23 protein-coding genes and 5 pseudogenes are annotated in these 20171 nt (G+C 40.6%); 21 read left to right on the top strand and 7 right to left on the bottom strand.

What is annotated here, in order from left to right; all coding sequences use genetic code 11:
• Positions 1-26 precede the first annotated feature (26 nt).
• Both Bra60_RS01680 and Bra60_RS01675 read right to left on the bottom strand, forming a co-directional pair.
• Positions 27-344 (bottom strand): type II toxin-antitoxin system HicB family antitoxin, encoded by a 318-nt coding sequence (locus tag Bra60_RS01680; protein ID WP_004856761.1) that lies wholly within the window; start codon positions 342-344, stop codon positions 27-29.
• Entirely contained in the window at positions 334-606 is a 273-nt protein-coding gene (locus Bra60_RS01675; RefSeq protein WP_078698022.1) for a toxin HicA, read from the bottom strand. Before Bra60_RS01675 ends, Bra60_RS01680 begins: the two co-directional genes overlap by 11 nt.
• 54 nt (positions 607-660) lie before the next feature.
• On the opposite strand from Bra60_RS01675, the gene Bra60_RS01670 reads away from it, so the two are divergent.
• From Bra60_RS01670 to Bra60_RS01630, 9 genes and pseudogenes are all read left to right on the top strand, one after another.
• Positions 661-1209 carry a hypothetical protein gene (locus Bra60_RS01670; protein ID WP_078688417.1) on the top strand — a complete coding sequence of 183 codons (549 nt, stop codon included), beginning with the start codon at positions 661-663 and terminating at the stop codon, positions 1207-1209.
• Positions 1190-1879 (top strand): phage baseplate assembly protein V, encoded by a 690-nt coding sequence (locus tag Bra60_RS01665; protein WP_078688416.1) that lies wholly within the window; start codon positions 1190-1192, stop codon positions 1877-1879. The genes Bra60_RS01670 and Bra60_RS01665 overlap by 20 nt, the downstream gene beginning before the upstream one ends.
• A complete protein-coding gene (locus Bra60_RS01660) occupies positions 1876-2217 on the top strand; it encodes a GPW/gp25 family protein (RefSeq protein WP_078688415.1) in 342 nt (113 codons plus the stop codon). Before Bra60_RS01665 ends, Bra60_RS01660 begins: the two co-directional genes overlap by 4 nt.
• Positions 2214-3038, top strand: a complete 825-nt coding sequence (locus Bra60_RS01655; RefSeq protein ID WP_078688414.1) for a baseplate J/gp47 family protein — start codon at positions 2214-2216, stop codon at positions 3036-3038. The genes Bra60_RS01660 and Bra60_RS01655 overlap by 4 nt, the downstream gene beginning before the upstream one ends.
• Positions 3038-4144: a phage tail protein gene (locus Bra60_RS01650; protein WP_078698020.1), complete on the top strand. Its 1107-nt coding sequence runs from the start codon at positions 3038-3040 to the stop codon at positions 4142-4144. The genes Bra60_RS01655 and Bra60_RS01650 overlap by 1 nt, the downstream gene beginning before the upstream one ends.
• 1 nt (position 4145) lies before the next feature.
• Positions 4146-7300 (top strand): annotated as a pseudogene (locus Bra60_RS01645) (DUF4815 domain-containing protein).
• Between the two features lie 13 nt (positions 7301-7313).
• Positions 7314-8612 carry a Bgr_08870 family protein gene (locus tag Bra60_RS01640; protein ID WP_078688411.1) on the top strand — a complete coding sequence of 433 codons (1299 nt, stop codon included), beginning with the start codon at positions 7314-7316 and terminating at the stop codon, positions 8610-8612.
• Between the two features lie 9 nt (positions 8613-8621).
• Complete coding sequence (locus tag Bra60_RS01635; RefSeq protein WP_078688410.1) at positions 8622-8864, top strand: hypothetical protein; 243 nt, start codon at positions 8622-8624, stop codon at positions 8862-8864.
• Between the two features lie 240 nt (positions 8865-9104).
• Positions 9105-9401, top strand: a complete 297-nt coding sequence (locus Bra60_RS01630) for a HigA family addiction module antitoxin (RefSeq protein WP_078688409.1) — start codon at positions 9105-9107, stop codon at positions 9399-9401.
• Positions 9402-9482: 81 nt separating this feature from the next.
• Here the strand turns inward: Bra60_RS01630 and Bra60_RS01625 are convergent, their stop codons facing one another.
• The 3 genes and pseudogenes from Bra60_RS01625 to Bra60_RS01615 all read right to left on the bottom strand — a co-directional run.
• The gene (locus Bra60_RS01625; protein WP_078688408.1) at positions 9483-9734 is read right to left on the bottom strand and encodes a type II toxin-antitoxin system Phd/YefM family antitoxin; all 252 of its coding nucleotides are present in this window, start codon (positions 9732-9734) and stop codon (positions 9483-9485) included.
• A gap of 174 nt (positions 9735-9908) precedes the next feature.
• A pseudogene (locus Bra60_RS01620) lies at positions 9909-10112 on the bottom strand (hypothetical protein); the annotation flags it as partial.
• Positions 10073-10603: pseudogene (locus Bra60_RS01615) on the bottom strand (antA/AntB antirepressor family protein); the annotation flags it as partial. The pseudogenes Bra60_RS01615 and Bra60_RS01620, both read right to left, overlap by 40 nt.
• A gap of 395 nt (positions 10604-10998) precedes the next feature.
• Between Bra60_RS01615 and Bra60_RS01605 the strand changes: the two are divergent.
• The 11 genes and pseudogenes from Bra60_RS01605 to Bra60_RS07530 all read left to right on the top strand — a co-directional run.
• Entirely contained in the window at positions 10999-12390 is a 1392-nt protein-coding gene (locus tag Bra60_RS01605) for a phage tail sheath subtilisin-like domain-containing protein (protein WP_078698018.1), read from the top strand.
• The gene (locus Bra60_RS01600) at positions 12390-12896 is read left to right on the top strand and encodes a phage major tail tube protein (RefSeq protein WP_078688405.1); all 507 of its coding nucleotides are present in this window, start codon (positions 12390-12392) and stop codon (positions 12894-12896) included. The genes Bra60_RS01605 and Bra60_RS01600 overlap by 1 nt, the downstream gene beginning before the upstream one ends.
• 3 nt (positions 12897-12899) lie before the next feature.
• On the top strand, positions 12900-13184 hold the full coding sequence (locus Bra60_RS01595) for a phage tail assembly protein (protein ID WP_078688404.1): 285 nt from the start codon (positions 12900-12902) through the stop codon (positions 13182-13184).
• Positions 13181-13297, top strand: a complete 117-nt coding sequence (locus Bra60_RS07670; protein WP_078688403.1) for a GpE family phage tail protein — start codon at positions 13181-13183, stop codon at positions 13295-13297. Before Bra60_RS01595 ends, Bra60_RS07670 begins: the two co-directional genes overlap by 4 nt.
• Positions 13294-15176, top strand: a pseudogene (locus Bra60_RS01585) (phage tail protein). The gene Bra60_RS07670 and the pseudogene Bra60_RS01585 overlap by 4 nt, the downstream one beginning before the upstream one ends.
• Positions 15177-15181: 5 nt before the next feature.
• Positions 15182-15562: a phage tail protein gene (locus Bra60_RS01580; protein WP_078688402.1), complete on the top strand. Its 381-nt coding sequence runs from the start codon at positions 15182-15184 to the stop codon at positions 15560-15562.
• Entirely contained in the window at positions 15559-15783 is a 225-nt protein-coding gene (locus Bra60_RS01575; protein WP_078688401.1) for a tail protein X, read from the top strand. Before Bra60_RS01580 ends, Bra60_RS01575 begins: the two co-directional genes overlap by 4 nt.
• Positions 15780-17087 (top strand): contractile injection system protein, VgrG/Pvc8 family, encoded by a 1308-nt coding sequence (locus Bra60_RS01570; RefSeq protein WP_078688400.1) that lies wholly within the window; start codon positions 15780-15782, stop codon positions 17085-17087. The genes Bra60_RS01575 and Bra60_RS01570 overlap by 4 nt, the downstream gene beginning before the upstream one ends.
• A 129-nt stretch (positions 17088-17216) precedes the next feature.
• Complete coding sequence (locus tag Bra60_RS01565; protein WP_078688399.1) at positions 17217-17480, top strand: type II toxin-antitoxin system VapB family antitoxin; 264 nt, start codon at positions 17217-17219, stop codon at positions 17478-17480.
• The gene (locus tag Bra60_RS01560) at positions 17481-17903 is read left to right on the top strand and encodes a type II toxin-antitoxin system VapC family toxin (RefSeq protein ID WP_078688398.1); all 423 of its coding nucleotides are present in this window, start codon (positions 17481-17483) and stop codon (positions 17901-17903) included.
• Positions 17904-18007: 104 nt separating this feature from the next.
• Positions 18008-18199, top strand: a pseudogene (locus Bra60_RS07530) (late control protein); the annotation flags it as partial.
• A 65-nt stretch (positions 18200-18264) separates the two neighbouring features.
• Here the strand turns inward: Bra60_RS07530 and Bra60_RS01550 are convergent.
• Positions 18265-18588, bottom strand: coding sequence for a type II toxin-antitoxin system PemK/MazF family toxin (locus Bra60_RS01550; RefSeq protein WP_078689029.1), 324 nt, complete (start codon positions 18586-18588; stop codon positions 18265-18267).
• On the bottom strand, positions 18588-18812 hold the full coding sequence (locus Bra60_RS01545) for an antitoxin MazE family protein (protein WP_078688397.1): 225 nt from the start codon (positions 18810-18812) through the stop codon (positions 18588-18590). The genes Bra60_RS01550 and Bra60_RS01545 overlap by 1 nt, the downstream gene beginning before the upstream one ends.
• 142 nt (positions 18813-18954) lie before the next feature.
• Here Bra60_RS01545 and Bra60_RS01540 point away from each other — a divergent pair, with 142 nt between their 5' ends.
• Positions 18955-19635, top strand: a complete 681-nt coding sequence (locus tag Bra60_RS01540; protein ID WP_078698017.1) for a lysozyme — start codon at positions 18955-18957, stop codon at positions 19633-19635.
• Positions 19636-20171 lie beyond the last annotated feature (536 nt).

Raw genomic sequence — 20171 nt, 5'->3', positions numbered from 1 at the left:
TTAGTGCGTATAGACTTTTCAAAGCTTTAAAGTTTAGAAGAAATATATCTGTTTAAACTCACACCATTTTCAGCAGCTTGTATTGCAAGTTTTCTATGGAGTTCTGGTGGTATTCTTAATTGAAATTTTCCACTGTATTTACCATGCGACAAAGGCACAGGAACTTCTTCTCCGTTATGTTGCATATCCTCAACAACTTCTGAAACGAGGTCCATGATACCTTTTAAAGCTTTTTCTGCTTGAGCATCTAACCATGAAAGGGATGGGAATTCTGCACACAATCCAACATATTCCTCATCTTCTTGCGACCACAAAACACGATATGTATAATGATTATTGTTCATGTTTCATCCTTTCTATCGCTTGTAAGACTTGTTTGACCTGATAGGCTTTTGCTTTGTTGCCAGAATCTTTTTGAATATTCACACGGGGATCACCAAGCCACGGTGTTTTAAAAACAAAGTGGCTTGTACCATTGTTCCGTGGTTTTCCAAAAAAATGTATACATACAGCCAACAAATCTGAAAACTTGATGTTCTTTGGTGATGCTTTCATCAAGCTGATTATTTTTTCAACTTTATTGTTCATAACCAACAATAGTATCATTATTAACCCTAGTCAATTATTTTTAGAGCTAACATCAACTAAACAGGAGCTTTTATGCACCCCAGAGAAACGATAAGGGAAAGCTTTGTTGCGTTGATCAAAGCAGCAAAAACAGCTGCTGGTGACAATGTTTTTAATATGCGTGATTTCAACTTTTCCGTTGAGAAAATGCCGGCCATTAATATTTCAACACAAAGTGAAATCATTGAAGATGGATATGATTATGGAGTAAGGCGGCGTATTTTAACAGTAGATGTTGAATGTTATGATACACGAGAAGATGGAGCGCGTTTTGTTGATCAACTAGCATGGGAAGTGGAGGAGATTTTCTATGCCAATCCCAATCTCAACAACACAGTTGAGACATGCCGCCTGCAAAATATTGCTTTTGCCTTTGGAGATAATGGCGCCCTAGCACTCCATGGTGCAATTTTAACCTTTGAAGTCACTTATATGACAAATATCCCCAACATGGATGAAAACGAAGGCAGTGTAACAGCAAGACTCGTTGAACCTTTTCTAGGTTTTGAACCCGAAACAGGCGTGAAAAACAAAGACAAATATCATAAAATCGAGGTTACTCATGTTAGAGCGGCGCGATAAAGAAATCACAGATCTAAAGAGACGTGTAGCCAATATGGTTGTGGTGGGCAAGATTAGCCATGTCGACCATAAAAATGCACGTTATCGGGTTAAAAGTGGTAATCTTGTCAGTGACTGGATTCCAGACACACAAGCCCGCGCCGGTAAAACACGCTCTTATGAAGGACGCGATGTTGGAGAGCAAGTAGTTGTTCTCTCGTCATCAGGAGATTTATCACAGGGTGTGATTGTTGGCTCCATTCATACAGATGCTAATCAAGCAGCCGATAACGGCAGCATTCACCGAACTATATATCCTGATGGAACCAGCCTTGAATATGATGATGAACAAAACAGCTATAGCATTCACATCAAGTCAGGTGGAAAGTTTATCCTGACAATCGCTGATGGCGTATCACTAAAAGGTGAAAGTGGCAAACTAGAGCTTACCGCGCCGGATGGCATAAAGATTGTTTCAGAAAGCGATATAAGTTTAAACGCAAAAGGCAACATTTCTTTGAAGGCAGATAGTGGCGTTTCACTGAATTCGAATGATAGTATTTCTTTTCATTCTGGGAATAATATTTCCATTAATTCAAGTAACTTAAAGCATAATGGTACCAATATTGGAAACAGCCATATTCATGGTGGTGTTTCCCCTGGTGGATCCATGACAGGAGGTCCAAATTGAACAGTGGAATGGACCGCACAACAGGAAAACCCCTATCTGGTATCGATCATTTGCGTCAGTCGATTATTGATATCTTATCAACACGCATTGGCACGCGGGTCATGCGACGTGACTATGGTTCACGTGTTGCGGAATTGATTGATGCGCCATCCAATAATGCCTTTGCCGTTGCTCTTTATGCCGCCGTTGCCGAAGCTTTAGACAAGTGGGAACCGCGTTTTAAACTGAAAAAAATAGATTTTAAAAGAATTGAAGATGGAAAAATATCCTTGTCCTTTGCGGGCATCTACTTGCCATCAGGCAAGCCTATTACCATGGAAGGAGTGCTGATACAATGAAGAACCTTTCCAATCTCGAAATCATCTCAGAACTTTCCTTTGAAGAAATCCGCGCAGCAAACATTGAACATTTAAAAGAGCTTTTGCCCCGATACATTTTTCTTGAAAGTGACCCCGCAGTTAAAATCATTGAAGCTTTTAGCTACCGAGAACTGCTTTTAAGGCAGCGTATTAATGAAGCAGCACGCAATAATATTCTTGATTTTGCAACTGGTGAATCCCTTGATGCTTTGGGAAATTGGCATGGTATTGCCCGCATGGAGGATGAAAGTGATGAGAGATATCGTGAACGTATTCGACTTCATGCCCGTGGTGGCAAAACGAGCGGAACAGAACCTTATTACAAGCTTATAGCTATGTCAGCGGATAACCGTGTTAAGGATGCGATTATTTATCGCAAAGGCAAAGATCCAACTATCTACGTTGCTCTTTTTGGCAAAAATGAAGAAGGGACAGCTTCTGAAGATCTCATACAAACAGTCTCACAAGCACTTCACAGAAAAAATATCATCATGACCAATGATACAATCATTGTTCACGCTGCTGTCAAAAAAGTAGTGGATTTGGAAGCAGATGTTTGGCTGTTACCAGAAACATCTTTGAAAATTCTCATGCAAATGGAAGAAAATTTAAGAGCAGCATGGAAAAAAGAACAAGCCATTGGTCGTGAATTAAGTCTCTCGTGGTGGATTTCAAAACTCATGATTGCTGGTGTCCAGAAAGTAAGTGCCATTGCACCAACACAAGACAGTGCAGTTTGTGATGAAGAAGTTTTAGCAATTGGAAAAATCATCTTAAACTTCAAAGGTCGTGCACGCTAATGGTTGGCTCTTTACTCCCAACCAATGCAACAGAATTTGAAAAACGCCTCGCTGCGGCATGTGATTTTCATCAAGATGTGGATAATTCTATTTTGGCGATTTCACAGACAAAATTGATCACACGCCCTCCCCGTTTTTTACCATGGCTTATTGAAGAATATGGACTTGGAGAGCTTACTCCTTATGTTCCAAACCTTTATGATTTGATTGATCAGGGGCTTCAATGGCAGCGGGTACGCGGCTCCCTTGCGGCAATAGAGATGGGGCTTGAATGGCTAGGAATTTCGGCACGTTTTACGCCCGCCTGGACAGGGCGAGTATGGTGGAATTCCTTTCAACTCTACTTTGATCAATTGCCTGAACAGAAAAGCCTTGAAGCCATTGAAGCAATCACAGATCTTTCCAAAAGTTTGCGCTCTGATTTTCGCCGTAGTGTTTATGGTTATAACGTTGAGGCAGCCGAAGGCAATATGTCACGCCTTGATGACAGCATGTTGGAGTATGAGAGCGGTATTCGGTTAACAGCTGGGGGCACTTTGTTTTCCTTTGGGCGCACAACAGAAATTAATCACACGCTGGAAAAAGAAGAAGGCAGGCTTATTGGCAATTGGATAGATGATGGGGATGAAGAATTAAGCTTCGATCAAATTGATTACCTATGGGACATGGCAAACTTTCCGTGGTCTTCGGTTAAAAAACATGAACGCGATATACTGATGGCAAAGTGGTTTCATGGCCGCACGCTTTATCTCGTATTAAGAGACACTCAAAATGCCGTGATTGGCATTCGAAAATGCTATGCTGTAGCGCCTGTCAAACAGGCTTTGGACGGTGTGTACAGCCATTCAGGCGGCGGGTTCCAACCCTCCCCGATGGGTACAGCACTTTTTCTAGCAGCACGCACAGACTTTCAGGATGTTGATGGAAAACAAGCAGCATTTGTTTCCATTCTCGTTCATGCTTCTCCAAAACAAGACGTCCCTCTTGGCAAGCTTTGGTGTGACGCCAATGAACTGAATGGTGGTGTGGAGATACTCAAAACAGCCGTTAACATCCCTTTGCGCGCTGATGTTCGTGAACAATTCAAGATTTTATTGAGGTTTTAACATGAAACATGAAAGTGGCTTGCCGTTTGCAATTGACAGATCTATCGGCAAAGATGAACAACAAAGTGTTGTGTTTTATGGACAACGCCCCTTTCTGCAAAGTGGTGAGTTGAATGAAGTTCAAACCATCATAAGAGGCCGTCATAATCGTTTAGGACGCCTTGTTGCCAAAGAAGGAGACCGTGTTGAACGAGCAGATGCGTTTGTCAACAAAGATACGCAAACAGTAACTTTAACCGACGGTAAGATTTTTATAGCCGGTGATATTTTCCCTATTTCACCAACCGTTCTCAACAATGTTTCCATGATTGGACGCGTGGAAATCGGTGTGAAACTGCAAAAAAGCTGGAATACCCACGAGGATGATCCGGAACTCTTGGGGCAAATTCCAGGAACCTTAGCAGAAGGAGAACCCGGTGCTGCCCGTGAGATTGCAAAGCTTGTTTGGGCTCTAAAAGATGATGGGCAGCAAGGAACGTTTTTTCCTGTCTACATTTTGCAAGATGGTGTTCTCATTGATCAAAAATCACCCTCACTACTTGAACCGGCCATGCAAGCCATTGCCACTTATGACCGCGCTCATGGGCATTATATCGTGAGTGGATGCCGTGTGAGCGCTTTAGGATCAAACAACAGTTGTCAAATCTTTAGCATTCAAGAAGGGGAAGCCAATATTAATGGTTTTAAACGCAAGCGCTTAGCGGCTTTGCGGCATGAAGAACCAGAAGATTTCTCGACAAGCGTTGTTCCTAGCGAAACGCATATTTTTGCACCTCAAAAAGGAAAAAAAAGCTTTACTTTTAAATCCTATTATTCTCCTATTGCCGATATTCAGTCTCTTTTGTTAACAAAAGAAAAGACCGTTAACATCACCCGCGGCGCAGTTGCCGCAGGGCGTGATGGTGTCCCTGATAAAAGCATCACCTCTTTCATCAAAGTCGTTCAAGGAAGCAAGGAATTTAAAGAAGAAACAGATTTTAAGAAAACAGGAGATACCATTGATTGGTCTCCCGTAGGAGATGAACCTGCTCCGGAGAGCACCTACAAAGTGACTTATCGTTACCGTGCACCAATAACTGCTGATAAGGTAACAGCACAGGAAATTACCGTCTCAGATGGTGCTGACAACGGTGATATTATCGTCAGTTACACTTATAAATTGCCACGCATTGACCGCATAGGACTGAATGCAGGAGGCGATGCGGTTTATATCAAGGGCATTTCGGCAGACCAACCTATGGCACCAAGTGTTCCTGATGATGTCTTATCCCTTGCAACCATTCGCAACAATTGGCTTGAAATGCCGCTTGTTGTCAATGATGGGACGCGCGTCGCACCTTATGATGAGATCTGGCGTTATTTTCAACGCGTGCTTTCGCTTGACCGGTTGATGCAGTTAGAGCGCATTAAAAGCAATGTCGACTCTAAAGAACCTGTTGCCAAAAAAGGAATGTTTGCGGACCCATTTCTAGATGACAGTTATAGAGATGAAGGCTTTAAACAAACCGGCGCTGTAGGCAATGGCATTTTACAACTCGCCATTGACCCAACATTCTATACTGCTCCTTTAAAAGCGCCTGTCACCCTTGACTGGACAAATGAAGTCATTATTGCGCAAGAGTTGACAACGGCTTGCGAAAAAATCAATCCTTATCAAAACTTTTCTCCTTTGCCTGGGACAGTCACTCTTACCCCCGCAACAGACTTTTGGCATGAACAGCGCACTGATTGGCTCTCAAGTGTGACCAATCAACTCAATATGGGGAAAAACCGTGGGAGAAGCATCCGTAAGACAGAAATCAGTGATGATTTGGTGCATGCAACCCAAGAGCAAATTGACTTTTTAAGGCAAATTACATTGAACTTTAAGATTGAAGGTTTTGCCAAAGGAGAAACCTTAGAAAGCCTTACCTTTGATGGTGTTAATGTCTTGCCAAATAGCCACCTTGTTGCCGACGCTAAAGGTATGCTCGAAGGAACCTTTACCATTCCTAAAAATATTACTGCTGGCACAAAAAATGTTATCGCACAGGGCAAAGGAGGCGCAATTGCAACAGGTCTTTTTACCGGACAAGGTGTGATTGATGTGAAGGTGATGCGGCGCACCACCACAGTAAAAATATGGACAAAAGTGGACCCACAAGCACAAGTCTTTACCCCTGATGAAACACGACAAATCACAGAAATTGATTTCCATCTTTGTAAAATTGGTAATCCTTCTCATGATTTAATGATCGATTTGGTTACCACTGAAAACGGCTATCCCACCTCCGATATTCAAGCCCAAACATCCTATCCTATGAAAGATGCAAAAACCGGATGGGCAAAAGCACGCTATGATGTTCCCTTATTAATCCCCGATGATCGTCTGACCGCTTTTGTCATTAAAACTGATGATGGTGACCATTCTGTTTCACTGGCCAAACTTGGTGATTTTGATGCAGAGAACCAAAGATATGTCTCAAGTCACCCCTATGTGACGGGTCCACGCTTTTCTTCTGTCAACGCACAAAGCTGGACAGCCCATCAAGATGAAGCCTTAGCGTTTCGAGTGTTAGCAGCTCGCTACACAAAAACAGAAAAAACCGTTCTTTTAGGTGAATTTGATCTTGTTGACTGCTCTGATTTGCAAATACGCGCAGCTATTGAATTGCCTTCAAGTCAGTGTTCTGTCATCTTTGAAATTGAACGCAACAACGGCACAATTTATCAACTCCTGCCGTTTCAATTGCTTAATCTTACTGAATATATCAGTGAAAAAGTTATACTCCGCGCCATTCTCAAAGGCACGGAAAAGCTTTCACCCGTGTTATTTGCTCCTGTTCAATTAATTGCAGGAAAAATTCATAAAGAAGCAACCTATATCACCCGAGCTTTTGCCTTTGGTGAAAAGTCGAGGCTTACCAGCTATATCAAGACCTTTTTGCCAGGGGGCTCATCCTTTACACTAGAGATGCAACTGGATGACGGCGCTTTTAGCCCTTTGGAACTAAACGAAACAGAACAGTTATCGGAACCTCTTTGGACAGAATGCAAATTTATCAGTGATGATAAATCAGCACAACAAGCGCGCCTCAAGCGCGCCTCAAACTCACACTCACTGGTGGACCTGCAGCACGATCTATGGTGTGTGATTTCGGCGCTGGCATATTATAATGGGAGAACAGACATGACCAAAACCAAAAAACTCGACATGGAACTGCCAAAAGAAGGACGCTTTATCAGTTCTGAATTCCCAATCTTGCGGGAAAACTTGACCAAAATTGATCAAGCCATTGCCGATGTTGAGGAAAAAATAGACGAAAAAGCACCTTTAAAGCATACGCATAGCATAGGTGATGTTACAGATCTTGAAGCAACTCTTAAAGGTAAAATGGCAGCTGATAAAACCTTCTCATTTGCTGATTTAAGCGATATCGAGGGTGCACAAGATGCTGCCAACAATTATGTTCTCTATAAATCAAGCAATAATCATTTTACCTTTGGTAGCACAATATCCCTGTTAGGCATGCATCAACATAAAACCGAAGATATCGTTGGTCTTGATGACTTTAGAACAAAAATCAATGAAGACCTCACAGCCTATGGACGTTTGGCACAAGCCAATGAATGGCAAAATGATAACAAATTTAACAACAAAGTGACTATGAATGGTGATGTGGAACTCACTGGCAATTCCTCGCTTAACCTCACCCATAACGGTGAAGTGGTTACAAGTTTAAGCACAACGGAAAGCAAGCTTAAAGGACCGCTTAAAGTCGATGGTGAAGCTGTTTATACGAAAAGTGAAATAGATAAATTGATGGCTTTATTCACCAAAAAACCTGTCGAAATCCTCATGACAGAAAGCGGTACCATTCCATTGCCCGAAGGTGTCACTGATGACACAGAAATTGAAATATGGGCTTGGGGCGCAGGGGGTGGAGGAGCCAAGGATGGCGGCGGCGGCGGTGGTCAATGTGTGCGTGTAAAAATTAAAGGCTCTGATCTTAAAAAATCACAAACTGCTAAAATTGGTCGTGGAGGAAAAGGAAACAGTAGTAATATTTTATGTAATGGAGGCAAAACAACGATTGAACAAGTTCTTAGTGCAGAAGGGGGATATTCTATATCGATGCATGGAGTTATGGCAAATGGCAAAGGTGGCGATGGTGGGGCAGGAAAAGGGGGCGCTAGCGGCGAAAGTTTTATCTTCTCTGGTGGGAATGGTGGAGGGAGTGGAATAGATGGACGTAGCCCAGCTGGTAGCGGTGGAAGCTCTTTTTTTGGCGGCGGTGGTGGTGGTGGCGCTCAAGGCAAAGGTTCTCTCATAGGTCAAGGTGGTGAAAGTTGCAAAGGCGGTAAAGGGGGTAATGGTAGCAAAGGTTATGGTGGTGGAGGGGGTGGGCATTTTGGTGGAAAACCTGGAAGTGACAAAGTTGGCGGAGATGGCGGAGATGGAGCTATTTTGTTAAAATTTTTTATCTAGGAGATATTCATGGAATATGCAGTTGTTGAAAATGGTGTGGTAACAAATATTATCGTAGCCTCAGAAGATTATGTTCATGACTTTGATGGCGAAGCAATTCGGTCAAAGGAAGCACAAATTGGTTGGATTTACAAAGATGGGCAGTTTTTCCCGCCCGTTGTTGATGAAAGCACACAACAGATCTCATCTACTGAAATGGCAGAAACAGACGCATCCGTAGAGCCCATAAAAAAACCGCAAGAGAAAATTTAAACAGGATAGTGTTCTGTTTCATAAGCTTCAATTAACAAAACAAGAGTTTTCATTCTATCAAATTCTGGAGTATTCTCTCTTTAGGTTGATTATCAAACATCGCAGACACAATTTCTAAAGCTTCTTGGTAATCTCTTTCTGTACGAATTGGTTTGATATTCATTTCTTAAATTACAAAGTATTGATGTTATACTATTTAAATTGTAATGATTTTTAAGTTAATTGCAAAGAAGGCTATCCATGACTACACGCAATCCTAATCGTTGTCCTACTCATCCAGGAGAAGTTTTAGCAGAAATTATTCCTGAAACTGGCAAAACGAAGACAGAAATCGCACAGATGCTTGGTATATCGCGCCAGCATCTTTATGATATCCTGAAGGCAAAAAAGCCTGTCTCTCCTGCTATTTCTGCTTGTCTTGGAAAAATGTTTGGTGATGGAGATGCCATATGGTTACGTATGCAAGCCAATTATGACGCTTGGCATGCGGAACGCGAAACAAATGTTAGCAAAGTTCCAACACTTCACGCTGTTTGATCTCTTCCTCACTCTGAAGAGAAAGAGACGATACTTTATGGAATGCTGGATAAATAGTAATGTCTAACAACATCCTCTGCCTTAAACATATTCGTCGCCATTTAAAATATCATCTAAACCACGATCTAAATCATCTAATATATTCTTCGGCGCATTTGCATAAACAAAAGATTGTACACCAGAATGGGATTTTATTAATTCATTATATAAATCGACAGGAAGCATAACGATTTTTTCACGCCCTCGCTTTGTCAAAGCTACAGGTGTAGACATAGCCTCGTCTAAAATATCGCCTGCCCCGCGGTTTACATCTGTAAAACTATATTTTTTCATATGCATATCCTATCTTTAATGTATAATACGTATTATACGTATAATGTGTATTATGTAAAGATATTTCATGCTAATAGCATAACCACACCCGATAGGGTCATTATATGCGTGTAGCATATAAGGAATACATACCTCCCCGCTTCTGAAACGAGGAGATAAAATTATATTGTAGGTCTAAGCTACTTTTGTAATCGGGCACTCCAAAGTAGGAGCATAGGTTCGCAACAAAGAATCCATGCTATGCGGTAGTTCTGAAACTCCAAAATCTGTTAGAACTGTCAAGATTTTAAGTATATTTGGTACTTCATCTTGAAGTTTTACAATCAAAGCTTTTTCTACCATGTATATGACCTGCACCAGTGTGTTACACTCTTCATCGCAGCTTCTATCAGACCGAACAAACCATCAGAACGTTTTAAACCATCAAGTGCTTTTGCTTTTGGTGTTAACTCTGCAATCACGTGATCTTTCTGTTCAATTTGGCTTTGTAGGTGGTTCAAGACACCAAGTAATGCTTCGGGTTTAGAGTAGTCAACTTGTGGTGTTGTTACTTGTTTTGCGAGCTTTTCACATTCGATAAAGTATTCTCTTGCTTGATGACCTTTATCATTACGCTCAATCATCGAAAGGTGCTTAGCCATGTCTAAGGTGAGGTAGTATTCTTTTATCTTTCCACCGTTTTCTAAATTTTTAGAAAGTGTTACAAAGTCTATATTTTCTCGAAATTTGCATTCTTTAATGCGATTTTTAATCCAGTCTGCAAACTTTGATGTAATTCCCAAAAATGCGTGCAAATCACGCGCATTCACTGTCTGAACAGTATCGCCATCAATAGTGGTTTGATTTATATCAATTAAATATTGTGCCATGAATTTGGCTCCTTGTTGTTAAAGGCTTCTTATTGACACTCCAGAGGAATGCCGGGTGCTAAGAAACACGGCAACAAGTCCGTCGTTACACTTTCCCCGCAAGGGTATTGTATGGTGTAACCACACCCGACAAATTCGCTTATATGCTATATGCATACGACAAGTCAAAACTTTTAATCGGCGGAGAAGAGACTGTTTCGGCAATCTATCCGCTTGTTGCTTTAAGGTGTTTCTTAGGCACCTGATTCGAAAATAAACATTACGGAAATAATGTCAAGCAGATTTCCATAATTTCTTTATTTCATCTTTGGATGCCGAGCATTGAAAAACACAGCTCTTCATCCCCCATTTTTCACATTCACTTCATTAGCCACTCATTTAAAGGAGCATAAAGTATGGCAACAAGTTTTCTACACGGTGTTGAAGTTGTCGAGGTTGACGACGGCACCCGCCCTCTTCGTGCAGTTCAGTCTGCTGTTATTGGAATTATCGGTACAGCACCCGATGCGGATGAACAAGTCTTTCCTCTTAACACACCGGTTCTGATAGCAGGCTCTCTTTCACAGGCAGCAAAACTGGACAAAACAGGCAAACGACGCGGTACTTTACCCAATGCTCTTGATCTTATTTTTAAGCAAGTGGGAGCAATTGTTGTTGTCATCCGTGTGAAAGAAGGTAACAATGAAAACGCAACACTCACCAATATTCTAGGCGGTGTAAACGAAAATGGAGCCTACGAAGGTGTTCATGCTTTCATTGGAGCACAATCTGTTGTGGGACAAACACCACGTATTCTGATTGCTCCAGGCTTTACACATCAACGCCCTATTAGCCTTAGCAAGATTGAGATCACCAACAAAGGCAGTGGTTATACCCAAGCAACTGTTAAAATTGCTGGCGGTGCAAAAGCAGAAGCAATCCTTGCCAATGGACAAGTGATCTCACTTGTTCTCAAAGACAATGGCTTTGATTATCAAACCGTCCCCAATGTAACGATTGAAGGTGATGGAACCGGTGCGACAGCTAAAGCCGAAATCAGTACCACTTCTAATCCTGTAGCGGCAGAACTCATTGGCATTGCGGAACGTTTGCGCGCAATTGTGGTGATTGATGCACCAAACACGACAGATGAAGCGGCCCTTAGCACAGCAAAGGATTTTGATTCAAAACGCGCCATTCTTATTGATCCATTTGTAAAAGTTAATCGTAATGGCAAAATCTTAGAAGAGCCAGCAAGTGCAGCGGTTGCTGGTGTCATTGCTAAAATTGATTTTGCAAATGGCTTTTGGCATTCACCTTCAAACAAAGTAATCAATGGCATTGTAGGAATTGCCCGCCCGATTGATTTTTCCATTGGTGATAGATCAAGCCGTGCCAACCTTCTCAACGAAAAAAATATCACAACAATTATCCGCAAAAACGGTTATCGTCTTTGGGGCAATCGCACCCTTTCAAGCGATACAAAATTTGCTTTCTTATCGGTGGTGAGAACCGCGGATATGATCAATGACGCTATTTTGCGCGGACATCTATGGGCAGTTGATCGTAACATCAAAAGGACATACCTGAACGATGTAAGTGAAAGCGTCAACGCTTATTTACGTGATTTAAAAGCGCAAGGTGCCATTCTTGGTGGGCGCTGTATACCTGACCCAGAGTTGAACACAGCAAGCGCCATTCAAGACGGCCGAGTCTATTTCAATGTGGAATTCACCCCAACCACACCAGCAGAACACATCACGTTCCGCTCACAAATCATCAATGATTACCTAGAGGAGATTTTTTAATGGCCATACCCGTTTTACCAAGAGTTTTGAAATATTTTAACATTTTTGTCGATGGAATTCCCTATCAAGCAAAATGTGAAAGCGTAACATTACCGAATTTGAATTTGGTTGTTGAAAGTTATCGCGGAGGTGGCATGGACAACTCCATTGAAATTGATCTTGGCGTTGAAACTCTCACGCTTACCATGACCATTTCTGATTGCTCTCCAGAGTTGATGGCACTGTTAGGACGCACTAATGTTGACATTTCATTACGTAGTTCAATGCAAGCACAAGGGACACCAGCGGAAGGTGTTGTCATTACCATGAGAGGATTATGCAAAGGCTTTGAAATGGCAGAATGGCAACCAGGGAGCAAAGCAACATCCACAGCTACCTTCACATTGCAATATTTTAAATATGTCCAGAAGGACGTTGAAATTGTTGAGATAGACGCCCTCAACATGATCAGGAAATTCAATGGTATCAATCAATTAGCAGACCATAGAGAAAACTTAGGATTATAAAAAATGACTATACAAAAAAGCATTATACATAAATTACTTGTCCCTGTGATCTTTGAAGGAAAAGAACACACCGAAATTACCTTACGGCGTATCAAAGTAAAAGACATGCAAGCCATTGATAAAAAGGAGGGCACTGATCAGGTGGTAACTATGATCGCACGCCTTTCTGAATGGCCACATGAAGCTGTTTTGGAACTTGATGGTAGCGACATGGCAAGTCTTGGAGAGATTCTGGAGTCTTTTATCAAGCGGCGGGCAACCTCGACTGGGGAACCGCCGCTAAATTGATAGCCGATATCGCCATTGTGTTCCATTGGTCCCTTTCAGAGATGATGGAAATGGAACCAAAAGAATTGCTCTTTTGGCGAAAACAAGCAGCAGAAAGGTATAAAACAAAATGAGTAAAAAAGTTGCTGATGCAAAAGTGAAGTTATCTCTTGAAGACGAACTCTCCACGCCTTTAAAACGTGTGCAAAAAAAATTCGATACATTGTCAAAAACACTCTCACATAGATTGAGTATTCCGCGCTTTTCTGCTGCTGTAAAAAACATGACAACGAGCCTTCATGGCGTTCAAAATGCTCTTGGTACAGCGGCAAGCCGTGCTTCAGTCTTTACTGGTGCTTTAGGACTTGCTGGTGGTGGTCTTGTGGCCAGTCTAACTGCTGTTACTATGAAAACCATGCATATGGGTGATAGTTTACACCATGCATCACGCCATTTAGGGATGAGTGTTGCATCACTTCAATTATGGGGAGATGCAGCGGATAATTCAGGATATTCTGCCGAACTCTTTCAACAATCCCTAGCCACTTTAAATAGACGTTCTGCACAAGCATATGCTGGGCAAAAAAGAGGCATTATGGGCTTTGAGGCACTTGATATTTCAGTCAAAAACGCTTCCGGAAAACTCAAATCAAACTCTGTCTTACTGGAAGAAATTACCGACAAGATGAGTAAAATGAAAAATCAAGCGCAAAGACAGCATATTGCTGCTCTGCTGTTTGGTGGTGACGGCAAGGAAATGGCAGCTATGCTTGCGCAAGGGATGGCACCAATCAAAGAATTGTTTGCAAAGGCAAGAAAAGGAAAGTGGCTGATAGGCTCCGATGTTGCAAGCTATGCAGCAGATTTAAGTGATAAAATGGGAGCGTTTAAGAAAAAAATAGGAGGTATCGCGAACTTTATTGGTGCACGTTTCATGCCGGTGATCAATGATATGATTGACGGTTTTTCAAAGTTGATTGATGAAAACCGTGACCTCATTCAAACAACAGTTTCTAGATGGGCTAAAAGCGTAAAAAAAGTCTTTAATGATTTGCTTAACCCTACCTCTAATTTGAGAAAAAGCATCAGTGATCTTACAGAGAGAATTAAAAGTTGGTTTTTCTGGCTAGAACCTTTGATTGGTGAAATAACTCTCTTTAAGGTAGGTCTTATCGCACTTGGTTCATTTATTTTTGGTCCACTCATTGCCGCATTAGCCGCAGTGGGAGCAGCTTTTGTCACGCTTGGCTATGCAATTATAACAACACTTATCGGTTGGATACTTGGTGGTATTACAGCTCTTGTTTACGCTGGATATCTGCTCTACAAAAACTGGGATACAGTCATAAGCTTCATAAGCAAGTTATTGGATTCTTTTGCTAGCTTATGCAGTAACGTTTTTGGTCAACTCTTTACTCTTTTTAAAAACTTTTCACCACTCACTTGGATAGCAAAAAAAATTAATGAACTAATTAAATGGTTGTTTGGCGTCGACTTAATGGAGGCAGGAGCCAACCTGATTAACGGTTTTTGGGAAGGTATCAAAAAAAATGGGATGATCTGTATAACGAATTTGGCAATATGATGAATGGACTAACCAGTTGGATGCCAAACTGGATGAAAGAAAAGCTAGGCTTTAATGTTTCAATCAACAAAACTTCAACCCAAACTATTAAAACCTTTACCGATGAAACCAATGCTCGTGCAAAAAGAATGCTTGATACAGCAATTGTTCCCTATTCTCCATCTGGAAGAAGCAAAAGCAGTTCCAATACAGGCGTAGTTGAAACAGGACAAATGCAGGCTAAAAATGTAAAGGTTGAATCTTTCAAGGTTCCAGAGCCCATCACAGTTCATAAGCCGGTAGAAATAGACGCCCGCGTAATGATTTCAAATTTAAATATTTCCGTTCCCAATGGTTTAAAAGACGAAATCCGCACTGCTGTAAATCAAGCCCTTGAACACTATGCCAAACAACAGCGCTTGGCTATTGCTTCTAGTCTTTCGGATTAATCATTATGATGTTAGCTTTAGGTGGTTTTATTTTTTCCATTGAAACAGCAGCCTATCAAGTCCTCGATATGACCTATGACATTCCATGGGTTGAACAAGGGCGGTTGGGACGTAAAGCAGCGCTTCAATTGCCAGCTGCTGCAAATGCTGCTTTTTCTTTAAAAGGTATCGTTTATCCAGATTTCAAAGGCGGTCATGGACAAATAGAACATTTACGGCAAATGGCGCATAACGGTCCTCACATCCTTGTGACTGGTCAAGGGAAAATTTTAGGTAAGTTTGTCATCCTTTCCGTAGAGGAAAAACAAAGTGTTTTTCATTATGATGGTACACCCAAAAAACAAGAATTTACGATAAAGTTGAGAGAATATGGTGAAGATCTATGAGTGACCTTTATATGACTAAAGATGGCGATATGGTGAATGCCATTTGCTGGAAATACTATGCCAAAGGTCAACAAGCGCTTGCTGTTGAACGTGTCTACGCGGCTAATTTTGGTCTTGCAGACTATGGACCCATTTTAAAAGCAGGTATCACGATACTCTTACCATCCCTCCCTTATCCTAAAGCCACACCTGTGATCAGAATTTGGGGCAACAAACAATGAAACCTTTTTGCACAGTGATGGCAAATGGAGAGGATATTACGCGCATACTTATGGACTATGTTTTGTCGATTGAAATTACCGATGAAGCAGAAGACAAAAGTGATCGTATCACCATAGAGCTTGATGATCGTGCGCGTGAGTGCGATAATGGCTTTCTTGATATTCCTTTAATTGGCACAATCCTTTCTATAACTCTTGGTTATGAAGGCGGTAAAAACCGTGATATGGGAGCCTATCTAATTGATGAAATCTCTGTAAGCAGCCCACCACAGACCTTAAGTGTTACAGGGCGCGCCGCCTCCATGAACACATCTTATAGAACACCTAAAAGCCAATCCTATCACCAGCAAACTTTAGGCAATATTATTCAAGAGATAGCACAGCGCAATGGCTATACACCAAAAGTTGATCCTGCTCTTGCAAAAATTGTTGTGCGTCACATTGATCAGACAACAGAAAGCGATATGGCTTTTGCCACACGCCTTGCAGAAGAATATGATGCAGTAGCAAAGCCTGTTGATGGTAAATTAGTGCTTGCTAAACGAGGTAAAGGCAAAGCTATAACCGGCGAAACCATCCCCGTTGTTATCATTCATGAAAAACAATGTATCTCTTGGGATTTTAAATACAGTTCACGGGATGAGGCCGGTATGGCCAATGGCTTAAAGACAGATGCGGGGAATGATCAAAAGGCTGCTGCCAACGCACGAGAAGCCGAAGAAATTGATGAAGGAAAAGATGTTATTCATATGGATGAAAATGACACCGACGGTTTGCATGAAGCAGAGATAGCAGCAGAAACACCTGAAAAGCAAGAACAAGAAGAAGAGAAAAAAGGAGGCGTCCTTGCAACCTATCACGACATCCGCACTGGTGAAAAAAAGGAAGTCAAGGTTGGTAAAGAACCTTTTCATGAACTCAAATATACCTACCATAACCAATCAGAAGCTGTTGCAGCCATTGCCGCTTATCGCAATAAATCATCTCGTGGAAAATCTTCTTTTTCGTGTGATATCGGCGGTAATCCGTTTGTTCAAGCAGAAGCAAAACTTATTCAAGAGCCCCCTTTCCGTCCCTATATTCCAGCAGAATGGCGTATCAAAAGTGTTAAGCACAAACTTAATAAGACAGGAGGCTACACAACAAAAATAGACTGCGAATTTTTTGATAAAGCACAAGAAGATACCGCTAGAAACGTTGCAAACACAACACCAGACAAGGATGATATCCTTGATCCAAATGCTCAACCAGACGCATGTGATGAAAGTGATGATGTCATCCATATGGATGAGGAGGATCTTTAAAAAAATTGTAATGTTTCTCTCCGTATGAAGGATAGAGAGTTGTTTGAGATTTTTTAAAATACTGGAACTAATATTAATTTTATGATATTATAACATTAAGAAATTAACATTAGTTTTGAAGGTTAGAAAATGTCTGATACACTTTTTGTTCCCAATAAAAATGTTAAAAGATTAGCTGATGAAGTCAAAAATCTTTATGGTTATAATACTTATACTCAGACAATTGAAGCTGCACTTTTGATGTTAAAAGAAGCTAAGAAAAAAGAAGTTTCTTATCAGGAAAAGGCTATAGAGTTTCAGCAACGGACAAGAAAATTTTTAGGTAAAGAATATAATTCTTATACGGAAGAACAACGCAAGGCGTTTTTTGATGATTTAAGCGGAGGCTTTTAAATGTTTCTTGATGCTTCGGCTATTCTTGCTATTTTGTTAGGTGAGGAAGAAGCACCTATTTTTATCGAAAAGATGGAAAAAGCTCAGCAAAATCATACGTCAGCAATAGCTGTGTGGGAAGCTGTCGCTGGGCTTTGCTTTGAGAAAACACAAGAAGGAAAACCTATTGCACGCTCAACAGTTTTAGAAGCGAAAGCTTTAGTTGATGATTTTCTAGAATTTTACAATATTCAATTTGTCACTATTGAGAGTCACGAATATCAAACTGCTATTCATGCTTATATGAATTTTGGTAAGGGAACAGGCAGCAAAGCACGACTTAATATGGGTGATTGTTTTGCTTATGCTTGTAGCAAAAATTATGAATTACCACTGTTATTTAAAGGAAACGATCTTATTCATACAGATATTGAAAAAATATGATCTGTTACGAGCAAAGGACTTGACTGGTTTATTTACGTAAACATAATTGCACGAATCTTAGTACAACTGGGTGTCTCGGCCTGCTCCAGTCTCTCCTTTGTTGTCACAAACTTAATAAGACAGGAGGCTACACAACAAAAATAGACTGCGAACTTTTTGATAAAGCACAAGAAGATACCGCTAGAAACGTTGCAAACACAACACCAGACAAAGATGATATCCTTGATCCAAATGCTCAACCAGACGCATGTGATGAAAGTGATGATGTCATCCATATGGATGAGGAAGGCACATGAATAAAAGCTACCTTATCTAATGATAATAAAAAGCATATTCCTACCCGAAAAAAGAAATCCAATTTTTATTTTACTATTCCTAAAAATACAGCCAAACACCGTTCAATCTCTAGCATTTCCTTTTCTTTAAGAGAACCAAAAATGGAACTCATTTTATCACACCTTACAGTCATAATCTTATCAATCATTACTTGCGAAGGTTTTTGTAAGCCATTTTTGGTGTTTGGTTGAATCGTAATGCGGAGTAATGGCGCATCAACAAGTGTGCTTGTAATTGGTAAAACCGTCATGCTGGTATGTTCACTAAATTGATTAGCTTGAATGATCAATGCGGGTCTTGGTTTACCAAAATCACCTTGTATCGCTATTGTTATCAGAGAACCACGCATCATTCTGTCCAACCATCAACATCCATTAAAGATTGATCCATAAACAACTGTATAGCTGTATCAACTTTATCGATTTTTGCTACTAAGCGACATTGACGGCGACACTCTTCTGCAAAATTTGGCTGGCGTGTATCTGGTACCCAAATTTGCATTAAGCGCAATCCCGCTTTTCTTTGTGCGTTGCGATGTTTTTGAACACGTTCATTAACATGCATTGTACCCATAATAAAATCTCCTTTTGTTTCATGTAACGTATAACACAGAAAAAAGTTACATGAAACGAGATTTTTAATAAAATGCAATAATTACAATTTTTAAGATATCACTTAACCTCACGTTATGTGGGGCTTTTTTATGGAGAAGCATATGCGAAAAATATCACCAGAAGGACTTGCACTTATCAAACAATGGGAAGGTTTGCGTTTGAACGCCTATAAAGATGCCATTGGTGTGTGGACAATCGGTTATGGACACACCAACGCTGCTGGAGAACCTTTTGTTTATGAAGGCATGACAATCACTGAAAAGAAAGCAGAAAAACTTCTTTGCCGAGACTTAAGACAATTTGAGGACGCCGTTGAACGCGCTGTTATAGTTTCCTTAACAAATGAACAATTCGCGGCATTAGTATCCTTTTGCTATAATGTAGGAACAGCAGCTTTTTGCAATTCTACACTGTTAAAAAAGCTAAACAAAGGTGAATATGAAGCGGTGCCATCCGAATTACAGAAATGGACAAAAGCAGGAGGCAAGCGTTTGAACGGTCTCGTACACCGGCGTGCAGCAGAAGCAGGCTTATGGGCAAAAGGCGCTTATGTTTCTTCTAATTATCAAACAGTAGAAGCACAAGAACCAACAAAAATTTTAAAAGTAGAAGTTCTTGCTCCGATCATAGCTTCTGTTTCAGGACTTGCAGAATTATTAGAAGGGAATGGTCCTGTACAATATGCTTTAGCGACGATTATAGTTTTTGCGTCCTGTCTGGGATTAGTATTTGTTGCTAATTGCGACAGGAACCTAATCCCATTTCTCGTCGTCTTTTATTGAGATCAAACCTAAAAATCCACCATCCTTGATCTGGTTCAGTTTTGATAAGCCATAAACCAGCTCCGTCAGCATATTTGCCTTTAGATAGATTTTTTACAGATAAGACAGATAATCTATCACGCGTTCTTATTCTCCGAACCACCTTTTGAACCACCTTTTGAATTGCGCTTGGAGCACTTTCATCTGGTACCAAGATTATATACAAAAGGCAATTTAATAAATAAAATTAAATAAAAACAAATAGTTATTAAATAGAAAAAAAGATAAACCGCGCTATCAGGTGATATTGTAGAGAGTTCTAAGGGAACAAAAAATTAGTGCAAAAATGGTGCACGCCGTCTGCACCATTTTTCAATAAATTGATTAAACAACAGAGCTCCCTTTGTGAAGCTGTCATAACACTATTAAACAGAATTATAATTCTGCAAAGTTGTAAATCAATTCAAGTATAGTGATTCAGTTTATATTTATCACGTACTGTAGAACATCTTTTATATCAGAAATAGCTTTGAACAATAGTATTCATTTCTAAAAAT

This window comes from Bartonella sp. Raccoon60, from assembly GCF_002022585.1.
In the GTDB taxonomy this organism is placed as follows: domain Bacteria; phylum Pseudomonadota; class Alphaproteobacteria; order Rhizobiales; family Rhizobiaceae; genus Bartonella; species Bartonella rochalimae.
Note: the sequence above shows the minus strand (reverse complement) of the source record. Positions and strands in the feature narration are given on the sequence as shown.